The 23,484-nt window shown below is 41.2% G+C and carries 19 protein-coding genes and 2 tRNA genes; 11 read left to right on the forward strand and 10 right to left on the reverse strand.

Annotated elements, in window-relative coordinates:
• Positions 1-906: 906 nt before the first annotated feature.
• Positions 907-1,983, reverse strand: coding sequence for a hypothetical protein (locus ABD873_RS13825; RefSeq protein WP_425568670.1), 1,077 nt, complete (start codon positions 1,981-1,983; stop codon positions 907-909).
• Positions 1,984-2,160: 177 nt separating this feature from the next.
• Between ABD873_RS13825 and proS the strand changes: the two genes are divergently transcribed.
• The 3 genes from proS (at position 2,161) to ABD873_RS03085 (ending at position 5,263) form a co-directional block, all read left to right on the forward strand.
• Positions 2,161-3,633 carry a proline--tRNA ligase gene (gene proS / locus ABD873_RS03075; RefSeq protein WP_039052924.1) on the forward strand — a complete coding sequence of 491 codons (1,473 nt, stop codon included), beginning with the start codon at positions 2,161-2,163 and terminating at the stop codon, positions 3,631-3,633.
• 69 nt (positions 3,634-3,702) lie between these two features.
• Complete coding sequence (locus ABD873_RS03080; protein ID WP_345064500.1) at positions 3,703-4,476, forward strand: NAD-dependent epimerase/dehydratase family protein; 774 nt, start codon at positions 3,703-3,705, stop codon at positions 4,474-4,476.
• Positions 4,477-4,480: 4 nt separating this feature from the next.
• Positions 4,481-5,263: a TIGR02757 family protein gene (locus ABD873_RS03085; RefSeq protein WP_345064503.1), complete on the forward strand. Its 783-nt coding sequence runs from the start codon at positions 4,481-4,483 to the stop codon at positions 5,261-5,263.
• 65 nt (positions 5,264-5,328) lie between these two features.
• Here ABD873_RS03085 and ABD873_RS03090 read toward each other — a convergent pair whose 3' ends face one another.
• The 5 genes from ABD873_RS03090 to ABD873_RS03110 form a co-directional block, all read right to left on the reverse strand.
• Positions 5,329-5,763 carry a GNAT family N-acetyltransferase gene (locus tag ABD873_RS03090; protein WP_345064506.1) on the reverse strand — a complete coding sequence of 145 codons (435 nt, stop codon included), beginning with the start codon at positions 5,761-5,763 and terminating at the stop codon, positions 5,329-5,331.
• Positions 5,760-6,758, reverse strand: a complete 999-nt coding sequence (gene gap / locus ABD873_RS03095; RefSeq protein ID WP_345064509.1) for a type I glyceraldehyde-3-phosphate dehydrogenase — start codon at positions 6,756-6,758, stop codon at positions 5,760-5,762. The genes ABD873_RS03090 and gap overlap by 4 nt, the downstream gene beginning before the upstream one ends.
• Positions 6,759-6,770: 12 nt before the next feature.
• Positions 6,771-7,376, reverse strand: coding sequence for a peroxiredoxin family protein (locus tag ABD873_RS03100; protein WP_345064512.1), 606 nt, complete (start codon positions 7,374-7,376; stop codon positions 6,771-6,773).
• Positions 7,377-7,516: 140 nt separating this feature from the next.
• Positions 7,517-10,498, reverse strand: a complete 2,982-nt coding sequence (gene secDF / locus ABD873_RS03105) for a protein translocase subunit SecDF (protein ID WP_345064515.1) — start codon at positions 10,496-10,498, stop codon at positions 7,517-7,519.
• Between the two features lie 209 nt (positions 10,499-10,707).
• The gene (locus ABD873_RS03110; RefSeq protein WP_345064518.1) at positions 10,708-11,187 is read right to left on the reverse strand and encodes a hypothetical protein; all 480 of its coding nucleotides are present in this window, start codon (positions 11,185-11,187) and stop codon (positions 10,708-10,710) included.
• 354 nt (positions 11,188-11,541) lie between these two features.
• Here ABD873_RS03110 and guaB point away from each other — a divergent pair, with 354 nt between their 5' ends.
• The 6 genes from guaB (at position 11,542) to ABD873_RS03140 (ending at position 18,779) form a co-directional block, all read left to right on the forward strand.
• The gene (guaB, locus tag ABD873_RS03115) at positions 11,542-13,017 is read left to right on the forward strand and encodes an IMP dehydrogenase (RefSeq protein WP_345064521.1); all 1,476 of its coding nucleotides are present in this window, start codon (positions 11,542-11,544) and stop codon (positions 13,015-13,017) included.
• Positions 13,018-13,154: 137 nt separating this feature from the next.
• The gene (locus tag ABD873_RS03120; protein WP_345064524.1) at positions 13,155-13,274 is read left to right on the forward strand and encodes a 30S ribosomal protein THX; all 120 of its coding nucleotides are present in this window, start codon (positions 13,155-13,157) and stop codon (positions 13,272-13,274) included.
• Between the two features lie 171 nt (positions 13,275-13,445).
• Positions 13,446-16,022, forward strand: coding sequence for a phosphoenolpyruvate carboxylase (locus ABD873_RS03125; protein ID WP_345064527.1), 2,577 nt, complete (start codon positions 13,446-13,448; stop codon positions 16,020-16,022).
• 69 nt (positions 16,023-16,091) lie between these two features.
• Positions 16,092-16,667: a hypothetical protein gene (locus ABD873_RS03130; RefSeq protein WP_039053676.1), complete on the forward strand. Its 576-nt coding sequence runs from the start codon at positions 16,092-16,094 to the stop codon at positions 16,665-16,667.
• A 230-nt stretch (positions 16,668-16,897) separates the two neighbouring features.
• Complete coding sequence (gene asnB, locus ABD873_RS03135; protein WP_345064532.1) at positions 16,898-18,586, forward strand: asparagine synthase B; 1,689 nt, start codon at positions 16,898-16,900, stop codon at positions 18,584-18,586.
• Positions 18,587-18,705: 119 nt separating this feature from the next.
• A tRNA-Asn gene (locus tag ABD873_RS03140) sits at positions 18,706-18,779 on the forward strand.
• Positions 18,780-18,858: 79 nt separating this feature from the next.
• On the opposite strand, the gene ABD873_RS03145 is transcribed toward ABD873_RS03140, so the two are convergent.
• Complete coding sequence (locus tag ABD873_RS03145) at positions 18,859-20,136, reverse strand: dicarboxylate/amino acid:cation symporter (RefSeq protein WP_345064535.1); 1,278 nt, start codon at positions 20,134-20,136, stop codon at positions 18,859-18,861.
• Between the two features lie 189 nt (positions 20,137-20,325).
• Between ABD873_RS03145 and ABD873_RS03150 the strand changes: the two genes are divergently transcribed.
• Both ABD873_RS03150 and ABD873_RS03155 read left to right on the forward strand, forming a co-directional pair.
• A tRNA-OTHER gene (locus tag ABD873_RS03150) sits at positions 20,326-20,400 on the forward strand.
• Between the two features lie 58 nt (positions 20,401-20,458).
• The gene (locus ABD873_RS03155; RefSeq protein ID WP_039054592.1) at positions 20,459-21,376 is read left to right on the forward strand and encodes a PfkB family carbohydrate kinase; all 918 of its coding nucleotides are present in this window, start codon (positions 20,459-20,461) and stop codon (positions 21,374-21,376) included.
• Between the two features lie 31 nt (positions 21,377-21,407).
• On the opposite strand, the gene ABD873_RS03160 is transcribed toward ABD873_RS03155, so the two are convergent.
• From ABD873_RS03160 to murB, 3 genes are all read right to left on the reverse strand, one after another.
• Positions 21,408-21,650, reverse strand: coding sequence for a cytochrome b5 domain-containing protein (locus ABD873_RS03160; RefSeq protein WP_345064539.1), 243 nt, complete (start codon positions 21,648-21,650; stop codon positions 21,408-21,410).
• A 21-nt stretch (positions 21,651-21,671) separates the two neighbouring features.
• On the reverse strand, positions 21,672-22,178 hold the full coding sequence (locus ABD873_RS03165; RefSeq protein ID WP_345064543.1) for an RNA polymerase sigma factor: 507 nt from the start codon (positions 22,176-22,178) through the stop codon (positions 21,672-21,674).
• A 250-nt stretch (positions 22,179-22,428) separates the two neighbouring features.
• Positions 22,429-23,439 (reverse strand): UDP-N-acetylmuramate dehydrogenase, encoded by a 1,011-nt coding sequence (murB, locus tag ABD873_RS03170; protein WP_345064546.1) that lies wholly within the window; start codon positions 23,437-23,439, stop codon positions 22,429-22,431.
• Positions 23,440-23,484: the final 45 nt, after the last annotated feature.

Below are 23,484 nucleotides of genomic sequence, written 5' to 3' on the forward strand. Positions count from 1 at the left end.
AAACGTTTGTAAGTGTTCGAATTAGGATCTGCAAATGGTGAGTCCGGATTGTCTTGGGCTACTTCATTAGCACGTTTAGTCCATCCGTATTCTTCGAAAACTTTTGTTTTATCGTATTGAAAGAAGGAAGTACGAATACTCGCACCTATATACAGATTATTGTTGTAATTGGCTCCTAAACTAATAGCTATATTGCTGTGTGCTCCTTTTGTGAAAAGATCATTGTATTGATCTTTATTGTCTCTTTCCACCGCAAGAGGGAAATACCCATTTTCTGGATTTGCAAAAAGTTCTACCAGATTAGAATTTTTAAAGTCTGAACGGAAGGTGGCGTCGTTTTCCATTAGGTCCGTAAGGCTATTCACATAGGAAGATTCATTGTTTACCCCGGAGTATTGTAACGTATTGTTGAAATTTTGCTTTCTGTTATAGCTAATGCCGAAACCAAAGCTTTGCCAGCCTCTATAGTTCTTGATTTGATTAATGGTAGGTAGTGCGAGGACGACCCCAGCCTGGGAGATGCCGAAATGACTCTTTTTACTGGTTGAATTAGAGCCTAGGAAGCTTGTTCCGTTACTGTTGTGCATATAATCGAATGTGATACTAGCATCCGACCGCGAAAAGAAGCCAAGACCTGCCGGGTTACCGTTGATGGAAGAAATGTCTCCACCAAGTGCGGTCTGGGCATTTCCTAACGCTTTAAAACGTGCTGAACCCGAGTTGTCATCTCGAGAAAAGGTAAAAGCATCGTCTACTGATTGTGCCCAAGAGGTCTGATAACCGGCCCCTAAAGATAAGGCTAGCAAAACAACGTTTTTGATGTTCATATTTTTTTTACGTAGATATAATGAAGTATTTAACAGCCAGATGCAATAGATCTGGCTGTCTTTATCATATAGTAGATTATTATCTTCTTGTCGATCTAGACGAAGAGCCCGATGAAGAAGAGCTTGAGGAGCTTCTTCCGGAACTAGAAGAGGTAGAGCTAGACGAACCTCCTGTAGAGCGTGATGTAGGGGTGTAGGTAGGTCTGCTATCCGAGCCATTGCTTGAACGGCTTGGAGGTGTCGTAGGTCTTACACTTCTGTCTGGCGTAGTGCTTCTTGAGCTACCTGACGTCGTAGATCTGTTTGAACTGCTTCTGTCCGAAGTGGTACTTCTTGGTGTAGTCGTACTTCTATCCGATACTGTTCTGGAAGTCGTCGAACGACCTTCTGAACTTCTGGACGATACGCTTCTGTTTACAGTACCCTCGTTACGGCGTGTAGAGCGTGAGGTAGTGACGATACGACCGTTTTGATCTCTATTCACACTGCGTGATACGGTAGCACGATTAGAGGACGTTGTGCCACGACGATTGTTGACAGTCAAACGAGTGTCGTAATTTCCTCTGTTGAGCGATCGTGTAGAATGGTAGGTAGGTCTTGTTACTACATGGCTATATCCAGGTCCGTAACCATAGCCATAATACGGATGTCCCCAATAGTTATAGTAGGAGTTATATCCCCAGTAAGAACCATAATAGTAAGGGTATCCCCAATTCCAATAGAACGAATAGTAAGGATAAGACCATCCGAAGCCATACCATCCCGCATTCCATCTCCAGGAATTCCATGAATACCATCCTAATCCATAGCCCGGATATCCAAACCAAGGATCAAAAAAGGGGTCGAAATAAGTAAAACCAGGAGCGGCATAGTAAAATCTGTTGATACGGTTAGCGTATTCCAGCTCTTCATATCCGTCCTCATACTCTTCGTCAGAATATTCGTCAGCGTAATAGCTACTGTTATTTTGGTTATTGTATTCCTCATCCGAATAATAATAATCCGGACTTTGGTATACTGTTGGACGTTCAGTATTAGCTTGACGGTTATTATACACGTCATCCTTATAGGCAATCTGTCTGCTTGTAGAACAAGAGCTGATTGCCAAGGCTGCTGTTATCGCTAAACAACTTATTATGGTTCTCTTCGTTTTCATGACACTTTATGGCTATGTGTATGGATAATCCAATGTCTTTTTATTAACTTAGACGCGTATTTTTGAAAAGGTTTAATCCTCGTTCAAAAATATAAATATTTTTTTCACTACCGCACTTTTTTGGTTGCATAGTGACCTTTTTTCTGAAATACAGTCATTAAATAAGCAAATAAGGAAATGAGTAAAGGAATAACAAGCAGAAGTGAGGATTACTCACAGTGGTACAACGACTTGGTAATTAAGGCTGATTTGGCAGAATATTCAGCTGTACGGGGATGTATGGTCATCAAGCCTTATGGATACGCTATTTGGGAGAGAATGCAGTCCATCTTGGATAAGCGTTTTAAGGAGACGGGACATAGCAATGCTTATTTTCCTTTATTTATTCCTAAATCCTTTTTTTCTAAAGAGGCTTCCCACGTAGAAGGTTTTGCTACAGAGTGTGCTGTGGTGACACACTACCGTCTTAAGAATGACGGCACCGGTAATATCGTGGTGGATGAAGATGCCAAGCTGGAAGAAGAACTTATCGTGCGCCCAACATCAGAGACTATCATCTGGAATACCTATAAAGGGTGGATAGAGTCCTACCGTGACCTTCCTATTCTAGTGAACCAATGGGCCAATGTGGTGCGTTGGGAGATGCGTACGCGATTATTCTTGCGTACAGCCGAGTTTCTATGGCAGGAGGGACATACAGCACATGCTACCGCGGAAGAAGCTATAGCTGAAGCCAAACAGATGTTGGAAGTATATGCCGAGTTTGCCGAAAAAACATTGGCAGTACCTGTTATCCGTGGTCGCAAGACTGAAAACGAACGTTTTGCCGGAGCGTTGGAAACGTTCACTATCGAGGCATTGATGCAGGACGGTAAAGCCTTACAGGCCGGAACATCCCACTTCTTGGGGCAAAATTTTGCCAAAGCTTTCGACGTAAAATTCACTTCTAAAGAAGGCAAACAAGAGTATGTATGGGCAACCTCATGGGGTGTTTCTACGCGTCTGATGGGAGCTTTGATTATGGCGCATTCGGACGACAAAGGGTTGGTATTGCCTCCACGTCTGGCTCCAATACAAGTGGTTATTGTGCCTATTTACAAAACTGACGAAGAGAAGGCTAATATTGACGCTTATGTAGAAAAGTTGTCGGCAGAACTGAAGGCCAACGATATTTCGGTTAAGTATGATGACCGTGATACACAACGTCCTGGATTTAAGTTTGCCGAATGGGAGCTTAAAGGGGTGCCTCTGCGTGTGGCTATCGGTGCTCGCGATATGCAGAATGGTACGGTAGAACTAGCACGTCGTGACACGCAAACCAAGGAAACGGTGTCGCAGGAAGGTCTGAGCACACGAATCGTGGCTCTTCTTCAGGAAATCCAAGAAACGATTTACCAAAAGGCTCTTAAGTTCCGTGATGAGCATATCACAGAAGTAAACTCTTACGAAGAGTTTAAGGAAGTGTTGGAAACCAAAGGGGGCTTTATCTCTTGTCATTGGGATGGTACAGTAGAAACGGAAAAACGTGTAAAAGAAGAAACCAAAGCTACCACCCGATGTATTCCTTTAGACTTCCAAGAGGAAGAGGGAGTATGTATTTTCACTGGCAAGCCTTCGAAAGGTCGTGTGTTATTCGCCAAAGCTTATTAATAAATATATCTTTACGATATTGGGAAGAGCAAAGAATTTTTCTTTGCTCTTTTTGTTTAACTTCGTCATATGAAAATTCTGATATTAGGTTGCGGATGGGTAGGAGAAGAGGTTGCCAAAAGCTATAAGAAAGACGGGGTGGATGTTTATGTGACATGCACTTCCGAAGAGAAGAGACAGCGTCTTGCCGCTATGGGGTGGAACACTGCTGTGGTCGACTTCGACCAAGAGGAAAGAATTCCTCATTTTCCGGCAAAATTTGATTTCGTATTAAATAGTATTCCCGCGAGTTCCAGAAGTTCGGAAGAAAAGGTGTTTGCCCGATTTCGAAGAGTAAGGAAGTTTTTGGAGGCTATTTCATTTCGCAAGCAGATTTTTCTGAGTTCGGTAGGTATTTATCCGGATGAGGATGGCGTTTTTGAGGAATCCTATTCCGAAAAATTAAACTTGCGTTTACTTGGCGCGGAGCAGTTTGTATCCTTAAACAATACAGTGATTTATAGGTTGGGAGGGCTGTTTGGCAAAGAGCGCATTTTTGCCAAATACTTTCAGCACAAGATATGTACGACGGGAGAGCAACCGGCCAACTTTGTACACGTGGATGACGTGGTCGGGCTTATTTTATCAGGTTTTGAGAGCGAGTTGAAATCTACCCTTTATAATATCGTGGCCCCCGAACATCCGAAGAAAAAGGAAGTCATCCTGGCTTCAGCGAAAAAATATGGATTTGCTTTGCCTTCTTCTTTGGTGGCGGACCCATCTTTTCAGAAGATAGTCGATGGTTCTGCTATAGTACGTGATTTGAATTACAGTTATCTCTTTCCGTCTCCTTTAAATTTTTAGTGTCATGTTGGATTTTAACCTCAAAGAGTTTTTGGATAAGAAGGTCCTCCAGTACAATCGTCCAGGCTTTATAGACCATGATCCGGTTTGTATTCCTCATCTGTTTGAGAGAAAGCAGGATATAGAGATTATGGGTTTTTTTGCCGCGGTGTTGGCTTGGGGACAGCGCAAGACCATTATCAATAAGTGTAGAGAGCTTGTGGAGCGTATGGAAGGGCAACCTTATGAATTTATTCTTACCCACAGAGAAGAAGATCTTAAGAGGCTTTTAGGGTTCAAACATCGTACGTTCAATGATACAGACTTGCTATATTTCGTTTCTTTCTTTCGTTATCATTATAGTCGTTTTGAGTCATTGGAAGATGCTTTTCTCATAGGTCAGGAAGATGTGGCGCCAGACGCTATTTCAATTGAAAAGGCTTTGAACGAATTTAAAAATTACTTTTTCTCCTTGCCGGATTATCCTTTGCGTACCAAGAAACATATCAGTTCTCCAGCACAGAAATCTACCTGCAAGCGATTGAACATGTTTTTGCGCTGGATGGTCAGACATGACGAGCAGGGAGTGGATTTCGGTATTTGGAAAAGGATATCTCCTTCGCGGCTTATATGTCCATGTGATGTTCATGTGGAGCGTGTTGCACGAAAATTTCATCTCATAACCATGGATAAGGTAACATGGAAGACCGCTGTAGAGCTCACGGACAACTTGTTACAGCTGGATGCCCAAGATCCGGTGAAATATGATTTTGCATTGTTTGGTCTGGGGGTAGAAGGAGAGATGTAGTGAATGTATTCCTATAAATTAGAATAAGTGAGAAGAGCAGGCTTTTGTTGAAAATGCCTGCTCTTTTATAATAATTTAAACATTTCTCTATGAGGGCCTATACCTGGGATATCGAATTCGTCCGACATGTATTCGAATCCCAGCGATTCGTAAAAAGGAAAAGCGACCGTTCGGGCGTTGAACCAAAGATAGTCTATGTCCAGTTGTTTTTTCAGGTGGTCTATGGCTGCGTTTAGCAATTCGGCAGCATAACCTTTCCTTCGGTGGTCAGGATGTGTGGCCATACCGCGGAGTCTGTATGCCGGTTTTGGCAGCTTTCCGTGGTCCTCCTTCATGCAGGTTAGAATACATACTAACTGATTGTTGTCATCGAAGTATCCGAGATGGAAGGTGGTAGGCAAGAGGTCGTGTTCGAAAAGGCATTGTTCCTCCGGCAGTCCGTTTCGGAGTACCAAGGAACGTAGAGGTAAAGTTTGCTCGGGACGTATAAAACGTATCATCTGGTGCTTAATATAGCTAAAATGTCAACTAATCTGTTAGAGTACCCAAATTCATTGTCATACCAGCCTACAACTTTCACTAGCCCACCTACTATAGAGGTAAGCTTGGCATCAAAGATGCAGGAGTAAGGGTTATTGATGATATCCACCGACACTATAGGGTCTTCGGTATAGAATAACACACTTTTCAGGTCATTGGCGGCGGCCTGTTTAAAGGTGTTGTTTATTTCCTCTACTGTAGTCTTTTTTTTCAGCGTACAGGTAAAATCCGTCAAGGATCCGTTGAGTACAGGGACGCGAATGCCCGCACCACCCAGCTTGCCTTCCAGATGGGGGAAGACGTTGGTGATAGCTTTGGCAGCTCCTGTGGTGGTAGGAATGATGGAGGAAGAGGCTGCTCTTGCCCTACGCAGGTCGCGGTGAGGAGCGTCGTGCAAATTCTGATCTCCCGTCATGGAATGTACTGTGGTGATATAGCCATCCTTAATTCCCCAGTTTTCATCCAGAATTTTCACGAGTGGAGCTACATTGTTGGTTGTACAGGATGCATTCGAAAATAAAGGGGCAGACCAATCGAATTCTTTGTCGTTGATTCCTAGTACTACTGTGGGTATATCCTTATCTGGTGATGGGGCGGAAACGACCACTTGGTTGGCGCCGGCAGCAAGATGTAATTCTGCCTTATCTTTGGCTGTAAAACGTCCTGTGGACTCTATTACCACGTCTATGTCGAGTTCTTGCCATGGTAGCTTTTCCGGATCTTTTTCTTTCAGCACCAGAATCTTGTTTCCGTTGATGATGATATGCTGTTCGTCGCAGCCTACCTCACCCTGGAAGGGGCCGTGTACGGAATCATATTTAAAAAGATGGGCTAGGGTTGTGGTATCCGTTAAATCATTAATAGCAATGACGTCGATATCGCGCAATCTTCTGTTGAACAAATTGCGGAGCGTATGTCTTCCAATTCGTCCAAAACCGTTAATTGCTATTCTCATTTCTTTGTCTTATTATTTAGTATAGTCTGCTATTATTTTATCAATACTTCTGCTACCATCCCAATAGGTTTGCAGTTTACCTTCTGCCGTATAAATGTAGTTGGCAGGAAACTGCTTTGGTATGTGTATCTTCTGAATGAATTCTTGGTTTCTGTCGTACAAGACTTCCACATTAGGTTTACCAACCAACTCTTTGGCAAAGGTTTCAAGGAAGTTGGCCATCAATGCAGGGTCATTCATAGACACAAAATAGATGTTTATGTTTTTTATTTTGCTATAGTTCTTTGCTAGTTGTCCCGCTTCGACCTGACAGTGACTACATCCCGGATCAAAAAGGATAAAAGCAGTCTTCTTTCCTTTAGGAATATCTTGTTTGGTGAATGAGATACCTGATTTTACTTTATAAAATTTGAACTCAGGAATACTCTGTGCCGGTTCTTTTTGGGGAAGCTCTGGTGCTTGTTGTGGCTGCGTTGAAGGTGCTTCCTGAGAATATGCTGATTCCTGATATGTAGCAGTATCTTGGTTTTCTGTGTTTTGACTGTTTCCCGAATTTGAACAGTTGGTCAATCCTACCAGTGCACTTAAGAAAAGTGTAGAGATAAACATTTTTTTCATTCTAAAAAGTTGTGTTTACACAAATCTATAAAAAATTATTATCCATAAAGGTATGGCTTTTATTTATGATGAAATTGTGATAAAAAAATGGCTGCCCTCAGGGCAGCCATTTTTTTTATAACTTTTACAGTGTTGAAGTATTATGGCGTTACAACTTTTGGTTGTGCTGCTTTAGGTTTAGCGATGTCGCTATTGTTTTTCGCAAGATCGTAAACGGTAGGAGCTGCCAAGATAATAGAAGAATATGTACCCACTATGATACCTACTAAGATAGCGAATGCAAATCCTCTGATTACCTCACCACCAAAGATGAACAATACTACTAACACAAAGATGATTGTCAAAGATGTGATGATAGTACGGCTTAGGGTAGTGTTGATAGCGTGGTTTACCACATCTCCGAAATTTTTGTGTGTGCCGACAGCTTTGTTGATATCTTCACGGATACGGTCGAACACCACCACAGTATCGTTTACGGAGTAACCCAATACCGTTAAGAATGCTGCCACAAAGTGTTGGTCAATATCCAATGAGAAAGGAACGATACCATCCAAGATTGAGAACAATCCTAGAAGGATGATAGCATCGTGCAGTGTAGATACTGCGGCTCCAACAGAATATTGCCATTTGTGGAAGCGCACTAAGATATAGATAGCGATAATAATCAATGAAAGAATACCGGACCATATTGCTCTTTTAGAAATGTCTGAAGCGATCGAAGGACCCACTTTTTGCTGAGACATGATTTCATGGCTGTTGCCCGAAATTTTTGAAAGACCTTCGTTTAGTTTTGCCAATACTTCAGCATCTGCTTCATCCGAAGTTTCGTGGATATGGTAAGTGGTTGTCACACGTACTTGGTTAGAGCTACCGAACGTTTTAACCTCAGTATTGGTTTGGAATACGTCGTTCAAGTTTTTACGCACTTCTTCCAAATCTACAGGTTTTTCATAGCGTACGGTGTAAGTACGTCCACCTTGGAAATCTACTCCTAAGCTGAACCCTTTAGTGAAGATAGAGATCAAGGAGATCGCTACAGCAACTAAAGAGACAATGTAGAAGGCTTTACGTTTCTTAATGAACTGGAAGTTGGCACCTACAAGGGTGTTTGCCGACCAAGGGAAAGAAACGTTGATCTTCATATCTCTTTCTAACATGAACTCGAAAACAAGGCGAGAGATGAAGATAGAGGTGAACAGTGAGGTGATGATACCGATCATCAAGGTCGTTGCGAAACCTAAGATAGGTCCTGAACCGAAGAAGAATAAAACTACACCTACTAAGAAGGTAGTAATCTGTGAGTCAAGGATAGAAGGCAAAGCGTGTTTGTAACCGTCTGCAATTGCCTGACGTATAGACTTGCCGTTACGCAACTCCTCACGTACACGTTCGTAGATAAGCACGTTGGCATCCACGGCGGTACCCATGGTCAATACGATACCCGCAATACCAGGAAGGGTTAATACCGCATTCAGTGATGCTAAGATACCCATCAAGAAGAACACGTTGAAGATTACGGCGATATTTGCTGCCCAACCGGCTCTGTTGTAATAAGCCACCATGAAGACCATCACCACGATGAATGCGATGATCGACGAGCTGATACCGGCGTCTATAGCTGCCTGACCTAAGGAAGGACCCACGATAGCTTCTTCTACGATTTTCGCCGTAGTAGGAAGACGACCAGACTTCAATACGTTTGCTAGGTCCTTGGTATCTTCGATAGTGAAGTTTCCTGAGATTGAAGAGTTACCTCCTGCGATTTCAGACTGTACAGTAGGTGCTGAATACACTACGTTATCCAATACGATGGCGATAGCTTCTTTGTTTTGAGATGCTTTTGCAGTGATTCTACGCCACTCCTTAGCACCGTATGAGTTCATACGCATAGTAACTTCTGGTGCGTTGGTTTGTGGGTTGAAGTCATCTTTAGCGTCTGTGATTACGTCTCCCGCCAAAGCGGCGCCCCCATCAGGAGTGCTAGGTTTGATAGCGTATAAAGCTAAGAAATTTTGTGTGCGGGTTTCCGGTTTTACGGCCCACAACAATTTTACGTTAGCAGGGATTAAAGCTTTGATTTCAGGTCTTGCCAAGTAAGCGTTTACCTTAGCCGTATCTTTCAAGGCGGCGATACCTACTTGAGGACCTGGAGCCAACTGTTGTTGACCGTCAGCAGTCTGATAGATTGAAGGCATCAAAACGCTGAACAATGGGTTTTGTGCAGCAAGGTTGGCCACGGCGGCAGCCGAATCAGACTTCGCTTTGTTGCCTGCTAAGTTTGCCAACAAGTTGTCCTTCTTTGTAGAATCCGCTTTTGTTGAATCTTTAGTTGCAGCATTGTTGTCTTTCAATGAAGCTGCCAACGTTCTGTTGATTGTCTCTAAAAGAGGATAGATTTGAAGGTTATCATGAGTTTCGTAGAATTCTAATTTTGCCGACCCTTGTAAAAGTTTTCTTACACGTTCAGCATCATTTACTCCAGGCAATTCGATTAAGATACGGTTAGTACCTTGTTGGATTTGAATGTTAGGAGATGCTACACCGAACTTGTCAATACGTGTGCGAAGTACTTTGAAAGAGTTCTGAATAGCGTTATCCGCCTCTACTTGCAAGAATTTTTTTACTTCGTCGTTTGTACTGTTGTTTTTGATAAAGTTAGCGTTGTCTTTAGTTGCGAAAAACGAAGCTAGGGTAGCAGTAGCGCCTGAGGCTTTATACTCTTCGATAAACAAATCCACAACGTATTTGTTGCTGGTTTTGCTTTTCTTTACTGCTGCATCCAATGCGGCGTTGAATTTCTCATCCTGTGGATTGTTTGCCAGGTTACGGATAAGCTCTTCCAGTGATATTTCCATGGTAACGTTCATACCACCTTTTAGGTCAAGACCTAATGGAAGTTCCTGTGCTTTACATTCTCTGTACGTGTATTTGGCAAAACCCAAATTGTACACGACTTCTCCGGCGATGGAATCCAAATACGCCTTTTCTTTCGCAATGTCGCCACCGGCATATGCGGCAGCTTCTCTTTCTACCTTTCGTGTAACAAACGTAAATGATAGTGCGTACAGACAGGCTAGTGTCAATACGGCTACCAAAAATTTAATCAGCCCTTTACTCTGCATTTTTTTAGTCTTCTATTAGTTTGATATAGTTTATGATTTTATTGCAACGTAATGATAAAAATATTTAACAAGTTTCGCAAAGGTATAAAAAAAATGTAGAAAGAAAACAAATACGTTTTTAGAAGAGAAGGAGTTTGTAAATGGCTGAAAATATTGGGATAATAAAAAAGGGAATCCTCAAGATTCCCTTCTAAAAAAAATAATTTTTTTTATTTCAATACATATTTAATACCGAATGTGAAGCCATCACCTGTAAAACCACTATGGTTGATTAAGCCTAAATATGGTTTATAGTCTAAGTGAAGGGCAAACGGAATAGTAGGAATTTTGTATTCTAAACCTACTTGAGGGCGTAACCCTACGAAAGTTTTGTCTCCAGGTACATCTTCTGTAATGAAACCTACCTGAGCACCCACACCAGCATACCAGTGTAGACCTTCAGCACCGCTGATTGGTCTTTCATATTGCCAGTCTGCACCTAATGACACCCAGCTGTTACGGAAAGCTGCTTGCAATTGTAAGGCTTGAGGACCGTTTAAAGCCGTTTTGTATTGGATACCTACGTTGGCTCCATCGTTACCGTCAAATACTACACCCAATGCAGATCTGAAAGGGGCTTGTGCTTTAGCTTCCGACGCGCCGAATGTTAAAGCGGCAACTGCGATTAATGGTAGAAATAATTTTTTCATATACTATTAATTTAAGTGTTAATAGAACCTTCATATATTCGGGTTCGGTTTCCGTTACAGCAGCAAATATGTTGCCAATTCTATATTTATATATTTTTTACGGTTATATAAAATTGTTACGATTGCTTTAAAAGTTTATATTATAGCGTTTTAGCTCAATTTTATTTTGTTAAATTTTTTATGAATCAATAAGAATAACAGCATAGTATTATAGAGGTGGAGAGGAGAGAATAGCATATCAGGATTAACTTTTTTTGCTTTTGTTTTCGGGTAAAGTCAAAATTTATTATCATAAATTGAAAAAAATGTATTATCTTTGTCCGGCAAATAGAAAACCCATTTAAGGTATTTGCCATGCAATTAGATCCACAAAAATTCATAGCTGAAGGTCTTACATACGACGATGTATTATTAATACCAGCTTACTCTGAAATCTTACCTAGAGACGTAGATACGAGTACTTATCTTACTAAAAAAATCAAACTAAATATTCCTTTGGTGTCTGCCGCAATGGATACGGTTACCGAATCCGATTTAGCTATCGCTATTGCGCAGGCCGGAGGTATTGGAATGTTGCATAAGAATATGACGATAGAGCAACAGGCTGCCGAAGTGCGCAAAGTAAAGCGTTCGGAAAGCGGCATGATTCAGGATCCTGTGACTCTATCGGAAAATGCTACGGTAGGTGATGCGTTCAGCATCATGCGCGAACACAAAATTGGTGGGATTCCGGTGATAGATAACAACGGAAAATTGGTAGGTATAGTAACCAACCGGGATTTACGTTTCCAAAAAGATATGAGCAGACCTATAAATGAGCTTATGACCAAGGACAATTTGGTAGTAGCTCCTATGGGTACTAACTTATTAAAAGCAGAAGAAATTCTTCAAAATTATAAAATCGAAAAGCTTCCTGTTGTCGATGAGAACTATATATTAAAAGGGCTTATCACCTTCAAGGATATCCAAAAATATAAACACTATCCTAACGCTGCGAAAGACGAGCACGGTCGTCTGTTGGTAGGTGCTGCCGTAGGTGTTACGGTAGATACTATCGAGCGTGTTGATGCCTTGGTAGCTGCAGGGGTGGATGTCATAACCATTGATACGGCGCACGGACATTCTTTAGGCGTTATCAATAAGCTTAAAGAGGTGAAAGCCAAATATCCAGACCTACAGGTTATCGTAGGTAATATTGCCACAGCAGAGGCGGCAAAGGCGTTGGCTGAAGCGGGAGCTGATGCCGTAAAAGTGGGTATAGGTCCTGGTTCTATCTGTACTACACGTATTATTGCCGGAGTGGGAGTTCCACAGCTATATGCTGTTTACCAAGTTTCACAAGCTTTGAAAGGTAGCGGCGTTCCGGTGATTGCTGACGGAGGTATCAAGCAGACCGGTGACATTGCCAAAGCTATAGCTGCCGGTGCGGATACTATTATGGCAGGATCATTGTTTGCCGGTGTGGAGGAAGCTCCTGGAGAAACTATCCTGTTGGAAGGACGTAAGTTCAAGTCTTATCGTGGTATGGGATCTGTTGAAGCTATGGAAAAAGGTTCTAAAGACCGTTATTTCCAAGATGTGGAGGCGGATATCAAAAAATTGGTACCAGAAGGTATTGTGGGACGCGTACCTTATAAAGGAACCTTAGCGGAAGTGGTTTATCAATACATTGGAGGATTGAGAGCTTCGATGGGTTATTGTGGAGCTCCGACCATTGCTAAACTGAAAGAAGCGAAATTTATCCGCATCACTGGTGCCGGGTTGAGAGAGTCGCATCCTCACAATATCCAAATCACTAAAGAAGCACCAAACTACAACAGTAGAGGATAATATTCATACTATATTACTTTTAAAACGTATAGAACAGGTTTCTATGCGTTTTTTTATGAGTCAAAGCCAAAAATTATTACCTTAGTGGGTCTGAAATTTTTTGTTAACAATATACTGCTAAACTTTAATTATTTATTATGGGAAAAGGAGATATTAAAACAAAAAGGGGTAAGCTAACCAAGGGTACTTACGGAAAAACAAGACCATCAAAAAACGCTAGAAAGAAAAAAAAGGCAGAAGCTAAACAAGAGCAATAAGAAAGTACAAAAGCAGTCTGATAAGGCTGCTTTTGTTGTTTTTTGGATTATATTTTTTTATCAAAACAGTTGTTTTGATTTTGTTTTGATAAAATATAGCTTGTATTATTGCAATTATTGTATATTTTTGAGCTAGATAATATTAAGAGTATTAAAATATAATCCTTTCTGATGAAATTAAGTCAAAAGCAAGTAGTCTTCGAAAATGAAGTTTTGACACGTTTTGAGCTGTTTAAAAGTTTATTTTTGACGCTACCTTTTCAACGTGTAAAACATACGGGAACCTTACTGCCTTTTTTTGCTTCGCATTGTGAGCAAGGAGTAGAGCAGCACTTGGCCCCAGAAGAAATTATAGATTCCTTCTTCGGGCAGTATGAACAATATGTTCAGGAAGAAGATCGTATAGACCTGTTGTTCCGTATAGTACAATATATTGAGCGTCAGGTGGTATTGTTCGATGCGGTGGAGGATTCTTCTTTCCAAGCTTTAGAGAAGACTGACGAAACCGCTGGTTTGGATTCGCTTTTCAAGTTGGCGCAGTCCGACAAGAAGTTGAAGAATCAGATCGTGGAGAAGCTGAAGGACTTCTCCGTACGATTGGTGCTTACCGCTCACCCTACACAATTTTATCCGGGGCCTGTGTTAGGGATTATCAATGACTTAATTGAAGCTATCAAAAAGAACGATATTCAAAATATCCATCTGTTGTTACAGCAGCTTGGAAAAACTCCTTTTATCAATAAGAACAAACCTACTCCGGTAGATGAGGCGGTAAGTCTAGCTTGGTATCTGGAAAACGTATTCTATAAAGTCACTTCCAACATACATTCGAAGATTGACAGCGAGCTGGAATTGCCTTCGGATGATGTAAAGCAGCTTATCGAGCTGGGATTCTGGCCGGGTGGTGACCGCGACGGTAATCCTAACGTTACAGTGGAGAGCACCAAAAGGGTAGCTACCATGTTGCGTACTATTCTGTTCAGATGTTATTACCGCGATTTCCGTTTGGTGAAACGCAGGATAACGTTCCGTGGAGTAGAACAGTATCTTGAGAATCTTCAAGAGCTGTTTTACAACAACAGTTTCAATCCGGTGGAATGTCCAGTGGATGAGACTGCCAAGATTTTAGAAAATCTACATAATATTAAAGAAGTATTGCTGACCAGTCATAATGGTCTTTTTGTGGAACTGGTAGAAGATCTTATTCGTAAGGTCAACACTTTCGGATGTTATTTCACCACGTTGGACATACGTCAGGACAGTTCAGTGCTGCGTAATACGCTACAATATGTGGTTGAGAAATATGCAGACAAAACCGGTATTCAGGCTGCAGATCTAGAGAAAGAAGAAGCTGAAAAACAGAAGGCCTTTATCTTCAACGAAGAACTTTTGGACTATGAAGAGGATGCCGACCCTCTGGTGAAAGATACTTTAGGAGTCATTCGCCTTATTAAAGATATTCAGAAGGCGGGTAGTGAGCGTGCGGCGCAGCGCTTTATCATTTCGAACTGTCAGCAGGCGTCGGATATTTTAGGGTTGATGCAGCTGTTTTTATGGCAGGGATGGAAAAAAGAGACGTTGACAATAGATTTTGTTCCTCTCTTTGAGACGGTGGATGACTTGGCACGTGCCCGTAATGTGATGTACACCTTGTATAATAATGAGGCCTATGCGGAGCATCTGAAGCGTAGAGGAAAGCGTCAGACTATCATGTTGGGGTTTTCGGATAGCACGAAAGATGGTGGTTATCTGATGGCTAACTGGTCTATTTATAAGGCAAAGGTAGAGCTTACGGCTCTGGCAAGACAATATGATATTGATCTTGTGTTTTTTGACGGGCGTGGAGGACCTCCAGCACGTGGAGGTGGCAAGACGCAGCGTTTCTATGCGGCTATGGGCTCTGAAATTGCCAACAAGCATATTCAGCTTACGATTCAAGGACAGACAATCAGTAGTCAGTATGGCTCTTTGGATACAGCACAGTACAACATCGAGCAGCTGTTGCATGCCGGTCTGATATCCGAAATTAAGCCCAACAGCAGCGACACACTGACCGAAAAGCAGAAGAGTGTAATCGACGATCTAGCTTCCGAGAGTCATCGCAAGTTCATGGAGTTGCGTAATCATCCTAAGTTCCTGAAATACTTGGAAAAACTTAGTCCGCTGAAAGCGCTGTCGTCGATCAATATCAGCAGCCGGCCGGTAAAGAGAAATTCGGATAAGGAGCTGCGTCTGAAAGATTTGCGTGCCATTTCTTTTGTGACGGCGTGGAGCCAGCTCAAACAGAATATTCCTGGCTTCTATGGCGTAGGAACGGCTTTGGAATGGGCTGAAGAAAACAACCTTTGGTCATATGTCAAACAGCTGTACCAGAATTCAGGATTTTTCAATACCCTGATCGACAACTGTATGATGTCTATGACCAAATCCAACTTCGATATAACTTCTTATATGAAAGAAGATAAGGAATTTGGAGATTTTTGGACTATGCTGTATGAGGAGTACGAAAAGACAAAAAAATATCTGTTAAAGCTAAGCAATGCTGAAACCTTGATGGAAAATTATCCTATAGAGCGGGCCTCCATCTTGGCTAGAGAGAAGATCGTATTGCCATTGCTCATTATTCAGCATTATGCTATCCGCGGAATAGAATCCAAAAGATTCAGTGAGGAGCATCAAGAAGTGTACAGAAAGTTGATAAGTCGCACAATCTATGGAGTAGTAAATGCAGGAAGAAATTTAGCATAATACTCTTTGGAAAGAATTAACAACTTTAGCATTTATTTTATATTTTTGTGGTCGATAAATTGATAAATCATGAAATTAAATACATTATTCGTTGCGGCTTTATGTGCAGGTTCAATGATGACTTCATGCGTTCATGACACTGCAAAGCAAAATCAATTGAAATACACTCATACTACATTAGTAGACGGCGATGCTTACTCTTTCTTTCAGATAGTAGGAGAGACAGCTCTAGTAGGTGTAAAATCTGCGGAAGAAGCTGAAAAATCTGGAGATGCTAAAGCGGCAGAGGTGGCCGGAAAGGTAAAAGCTTATTATAGTGAATTGATTCCTGTGTTGGATTCTATCGCTACGGCATATCAAATTGATTTCCCTATCAAGGGTATTCCTCAATTGCATGAATCAGCGCATGCGGATTCTGCTGCTGTAGATTCATCAGCACATGCTGCACATGCACATGCTGCTCACGGCCATGGCGACTATATTCACCACGCACAGCATGAGTTAGCAACAGTAAAATTCAAATTGACTCAGCTTACCCGCAATACAAATGCTGAGTTGCAAAAATTTGCTGAAGCGCAATTGGAAAAAGTTTCTGCATTGTACAAAGAAATTGGCGGAAAAGAGGAAGAGCACGCTCATCATTAATCTGATTTGAGCTCTAAATATTTGAGGCGTCACTAGAGTGACGCCTTTTTTGTTTTTGATAATTTCATATTTCACATGCTTTTCCTAAGTGTTTTGTTATATTTTTATAAAAATGATTTATATTTTATTAAAATTTCAATAAAAATTAAAAAATGTTATGAATTTGTTTTTTAAGACTATAACTTTGTTGTGTTAAATAATAAAAGGAAGAACTAAAAAGCGTATAATTTATGTGTGGTATTATTGGAGCATTTGATTTAGTGCAAGAAGAGGCTAAGATTAGACCTCAGGTATTGGAAATGTCAAAAAGGATCAGACACCGTGGTCCAGACTGGTCCGGTATATTCAGCTCTTCAAAAGCTATTCTTGCGCACGAACGTTTAGCCATTGTGGATCCAAAGTCAGGAAGTCAGCCTTTATATAGCCCTGACGGAAATGTAGTATTGGCTGTAAACGGAGAGATCTATAATCATCAGGAACTGCGAAAATCATTACCACAATATAATTTTGCGACAAATTCGGATTCGGAAGTGATACTTGCCTTGTACTTGGAAAAAGGCGTTGATTTTATTGAAGAATTGAACGGTATTTTTGCTTTTGCATTGTACGATGCACGTAACGATTCTTTCCTTGTAGCACGAGATCATATGGGCATCATTCCGTTGTACTACGGCAAGGATGCCTTGGGGCAATTTTTTGTTGCATCAGAGCTAAAATCTTTGGAAGGATTCTGCACTAATATGGATCAATTTCCTCCGGGCCATTATATTTACAGTAAGGAAGGTCTTACACCTAAAAAATGGTATGAAAGAGATTGGGAGTCCTATGATGTCGTAAAGGATAACCATACCAGCATTGATGAGTTACGTGCAGCCTTGGAGGCTGCTGTTCATAGACAGCTGATGTCTGATGTGCCTTATGGCGTACTGCTGTCCGGAGGCTTAGACTCTTCGGTAGTGGCAGCCGTAACGAAAAAGTTTGCTGCCAAGCGTATCGAGTCTGGCGACAAGGAGGATGCTTGGTATCCGCAGCTTCACTCTTTTGCCGTAGGACTTAAGGGAGCTCCGGATTTGTTAGCAGCTAAGAAGGCTGCCGAGCATATAGGAACTATACACCATGAAGTGAACTTCACCATACAGGAAGGTCTTGACGCTATACGCGATGTGATTTATCACTTGGAGACCTATGATGTCACTACAGTACGTGCTTCAACACCCATGTATATGTTGGCACGTGTCATCAAATCTATGGGCATAAAGATGGTGCTTTCGGGAGAAGGGTCAGACGAATTGTTTGGAGGGTATCTCTATTTTCATAAGGCACCAAATGCTAAGGAATTTCATGAGGAGACTGTACGAAAGCTGAAAAAGCTGTATCTATACGATTGTTTGCGCGCCAATAAAGCTTTGGCGGCATGGGGTGTGGAAGGAAGGGTTCCTTTCTTGGATAAAGAGTTTATTGATGTGGCCATGCGTCTGAATCCTGAAGATAAGATGATCAAAGACGGTCGCATGGAGAAATGGGTGGTTCGTAAAGCTTTTGAAGATTATCTCCCTGAAAGTATTGTATGGCGCCAGAAGGAGCAGTTTTCCGATGGGGTAGGCTACAGCTGGATAGATACCCTAAAAGCTCAGGCAGAGTCTTTGGTGTCGGATGAAGAATTTGCTAGTGCTGCCGAGCGTTTCCCTGTAAATACGCCTAAAAACAAGGAAGAGTACTATTATCGTTCGATTTTTGAGTCGCATTTCCCTTCGGAGGCGGCGGCCAAGACTGTACCTTCGGTGAAGTCCGTAGCATGTAGCACACCGGAAGCTTTGTTGTGGGATGCTTCTTTCCAAAACTTGAATGATCCTTCAGGCCGTGCTGTGGCGAATGTGCACCACGAAAGCTATGAAAAAGCAAAAATAGAGATTATATAGGACAGAAGAATAATCATAAAGATTGTAGGTTTGAGTGTGTTACGAAGAATTTTACTTTAGGTCTTGTAAAGAATATTTTAAAGTATTATCTTTGTGGCGTAGAAAAACCTACAAGAGACTCCTGAATAGCTCAGCTGGTTAGAGCATCTGACTGTTAATCAGAGGGTCGCTGGTTCGAGCCCAGCTTCAGGAGCATAATAAAGTCCGATTTTCATTTGAAAGTCGGACTTTTTTTATGGTGTAGAGAAGCGTTAACTTTCTTAGTTTTATCTTCATGCAGAAATATCTTTTTCTGAATTACCATTCATTAGCGTAGCTACCATGACATCCCCTGTTACATTGGTTGCGGTGCGCAACATGTCTAAAGGTCTGTCTATGGCAAAGATCAATGCTATTCCTGCAGGATTTACACCAATAGATTCTAAGACAATAACCAGCATCAATATGCCTGCTCCTGGTACTGCTGCAGCTCCTATGGATGCTAATGTTGCGGTAAGTACTATGCTTAATTGCTGGGCAAGAGTAAGATCATAGCCCATCACCTGCGCGATGAAGACGGCGGCTATCCCTTGATAAAGACAGGTACCGTCCATATTTATAGTTGCGCCTATGGGTAAGACAAAGCTTATTACATCTTTCCGTAGTTTCAGGTTTTCTTCGGCACATTCCATGGTAACGGGAAGGGTGGCCGCACTGGAGCTTGTAGAGATGGCTAGTAGTTGTGCCGGTAGTATGGCTCGGAAAAAATCAAGCGGATTCCTTTTTCCAAATAGGAAAATAATAGAGCCATAAATGCCATACACGATAATCAGTAACCCTAAGATTACGGTAACAGCATACATACTGAGTGCTTTAAACATATCGGTAGATGGGGATTCCACGATAAGGGTGGCTATAAGAGCAAATACGCCGTAAGGTGCAAAGAGCATCATGATATCCACCACTTTTAAAACTACAAGGTTGGCAGCATCAGTAATCTTCTTGAGTGGTTCAATTTCGGAAAAAGGAAGAGAAACCATGGCTATGCCAATCAAAAGGCTAAAGAAAATTACTTGAAGCATATTGCTGTTGGACGACATGGCACTGAAAATATTTTCAGGAACAATATCTACAAGGACCTGTAAGGGGCCTCTTTTTTCTTGTATTTCATTGACCTGATCAACCTTTTGTTGTATTTCTCCGCCAAAAGAGGAAAGCATCTCCTGCCTTGTATTTTCATTTAAAAAGGTGCCCGGTTGGATGAGGTTAACCAATATAAGTCCGATGGATACGGCAATGACGGTAGTTGTGATGTAGATAGCAAAGGTTTTAATACCCATACGGGACAGCTGGGTTACATCTTTCAAGTCCGAAATACCCTTGATAAGGGAAACAATGATTAGCGGTATGGCTATTAATTTTAGGAGGTTGATGAAGATTGTTCCAAAGGGCTTTATCCAATCCAGAACAAACGATTTTCCTTCGTTGAACTGAAGGCATAGGATACCTATTGCTATACCTGCTACAATACCAATTAATATTTGCCAGTGTAGAGCTAGTTTTTGTTTCATTGATAAATTATGCTGAATTTGTTAAAGATATATTTTATTACAATTCAAACGGTATATTGTTTTGGAAAAAGAATAGGACTTTGATTAAGTGTCTCTTAATTTGGGTAATCGTGATTAAATGATTAATTTTACGCGCTAAAAAAGCTATACCTCCAGAGGAATGAGGAAGGAGAATAAGGGAGGATTGAATCCTTTGTAGCTCAGTAGGGTAGAGCATCTGATATTATTCAGAAGACGCTGGTTCGATTCCGGCTTTAGGATCCAAAAAATTCGGCGGTGGTGCCGTTTTTTTGTTTTGCAAAACCATATAATCGATTGAAAAATGAGTTTAGTTATAGTTGGTACGGTAGCTTTTGATGCTATTGAGACACCATTTGGAAAGACAGATAAGATTGTTGGAGGGGCCGCTACCTTCGCCGGGCTGTCGGCGTCTTATTTGTATGATAAGGTAAAGTTGGTCAGTGTGATTGGCGAAGATTTCGGCGACAATATCAACATCATCAAATCCAGAGGTATCGACGTGGAAGGAGTGGAAGTGGTAAAGGGTGGTAAGTCGTTTTTCTGGTCTGGTAAATATCACAATGATATGAACAGCCGAGACACTTTGATTACCGAGCTTAACGTATTGGCTGACTTCGATCCGAAAATTCCGATATCGTACCAAGATTGTGAATACTTGTTATTAGGAAACCTTACTCCGTTAGTTCAACTTCATACCTTGGAGCGTCTTCAAAATAAACCGAAGCTGGTGGTGTTGGATACGATGAACTTCTGGATGGATGTGGCACTGGAAGATTTGAAGAAGGTATTGCAAAAGGTGGACGTACTAACTATTAACGACGAAGAGGCTCGTCAGCTTTCAGGAGAATATTCATTGGTGAGGGCAGCAGATAAGATTTTGGCTATGGGCCCCCGCTATTTGATTATCAAAAAAGGTGAACATGGCGCCTTGTTATTTGGAGATGGACAAATATTCTCGGCTCCTGCATTGCCTTTGGCTGATGTCTTTGACCCCACGGGGGCTGGTGACACCTTTGCCGGAGGATTTATAGGCTATCTGGCGAAAGTGAAGTCCATTAATTTTTCTAATATGAAAAATGCTATTATCTATGGTTCGGCCATGGCATCATTCTGTGTCGAAAAATTCGGTACAGAAAGGTTGCAGAATTTACAGCAAGAAGAAATTGCTGACCGTATTCAGCAGTTTGTAGCACTTTCAAAGTTTGAAATAGCAAGATAGATTCTTATAACGATAAAAAAATAGGAGGACTTTAAAGCAGTCTCCCTATTTTTTTGAATTTTTCGAACACAGTATGTGTATGTGGTGCATCTTTCAGCTCCTCTGTAAGATCTTGGCCTGCCCAATGTTCGTAATGCATGCCTTTACGCCAAAGCCTGCTTTCACTCACGTCATAGATAATACCGTCATAACAAACCCATATTTCCGGCTTGTCTTGTCCATTTCTTAATGCTAGCTGAGATCGGGTGTACGTAGGGAGGTATTCTTCGTTCATACCTCCTAAATTACATATTCTTTAGAATTTATAGGCAGATAGTGTTTTTTTCATGGTTTTTCGGGCTACGTGAATTCTCGTTTTCACCGTTCCGATAGGAATGTTGAGGTGTTCGGAGATTTCATGATACTTATAGCCCTCATAATACATGGTGAAAGGAGTATAGTAATCTTCGGCCAGCGAAGATAGCGCCGAATTGATGTCCTCCATAATGAACCTATTTTCACCTTGGTTTTTTGTCGCTGAATGCACCAAATTTACAGGCGAAATTTCCTCTTCTTTGGTGATGAAGCTGTTGGATTTGGTATTACGTCGATAGTTGTTTATGAAGGTGTTCTTCATGATGGTGTACAGCCATCCTTTTAAATTGGTTCCTTCCCTGAAATTTTTAAAATAGGTTACTGCCTTCAACAAGGTGTCCTGAACCAAATCGTTTGCGTCATCATGATCTTTAGTAAAGTTGCGAGCGTACAATCTCAACGAGTCCGCCTGTTGAATTACTAAAGCATTAAATTTTGTTCTATTCATAGCACTACGGTTTGTAATTTTCGAATTAGTAGTTTTAATGAATAGTTATTTATCGAAATAAAATGTCTATTCACGATAGTCAAACTACCTTGCCCGAATTACAATGCAAAGACTGTGCTAAAAATTATTGCGAATTGTTAAAATTTTGTTATTTATAAATAAAAATAATAAAGTTCGCGCTTTATGGAGGTATTAAGCGCGATTGGAAAATTTTATTAAGATAAGTTTTTAAGAATTGTGGAAAACTTTTTTATAGTATGTTTACCTCTCTTTCCAGTGTTATGCCAAATTTTTCCTTTACATCATCAATAATGAGTGACGACACCTCAAAAATTTCTTTTCCTGTGGCTTTGTTTTTATTGGTAATCACAAGGGCTTGATTTTTCCATATTGCTACTTCTCCTACTTCTTTACCTTTCCATCCACACTGTTCGATAAGCCAGCCTGCCGCTACTTTGGTGTGTGTGTCGTCCATAGGAAAGCATACGATGTTCGGATAGACTTCTTTTAGTTTTTCAAGCTGGAAATTTGGGATGATAGGATTTTTGAAGAAGCTACCTGCATTGCCAATGGTGCTTGGGTCGGGAAGTTTTTCTACACGGATATGGGAAACGACCTCTGCTATGTCTTTTATAGTGGGATTTGATATTCCTCTTTTTGCTAGTTCGGCTTCAATAGCGCCGTATGAGGTGTTGAGTTTACTATGAAGGTTTAGTTTATAGGTTACCGACACAATGATGAAGCGACCTTTGTATTTGGATTTGAAGATGCTGTCCCGGTAGGAAAAACCACAATCCTGATTGCTGAAAGTTTTGAACTCGCCGGTCATTGTATCGAAAGCTCGACAGGTGTACATGATATCCATCAGTTCGATACCGTAAGCACCGATATTCTGGATAGGAGAGGCCCCTACTGTTCCAGGAATCAAGGCCATGTTTTCCAAACCCGGAAAACCATGGTCAACGCAATACCATACGAGGTCATTCCATATTTCACCTCCTGCGGCAGTGACGTAAATATTGTTGCCTTCGATAAAATGTTGAATACCTTTATTGGCGATTTTAATGATGGTTCCTTCAAAATCTTGCGTAAAAAGTATGTTACTTCCGCCACCTAGGACGAAAAATTTATTTTTGAAAATACCAGAATTATAAAGCTCAATTAGCTGATTTTCATGGTTAATTTCGATAAACTGATTTGCGAGCGCATGGACGCCAAAAGTATTGTATGGCTTTAAATCAATGTTATTCTGTATTTTCACGGTGTCAAATTTGTTTTACGCAATAATTGAAATTAAAAATAGTAT

The sequence above is a fragment of the Sphingobacterium thermophilum genome, assembly GCF_039541675.1.
Taxonomy (GTDB): Bacteria; Bacteroidota; Bacteroidia; order Sphingobacteriales; family Sphingobacteriaceae; genus Sphingobacterium; species Sphingobacterium thermophilum.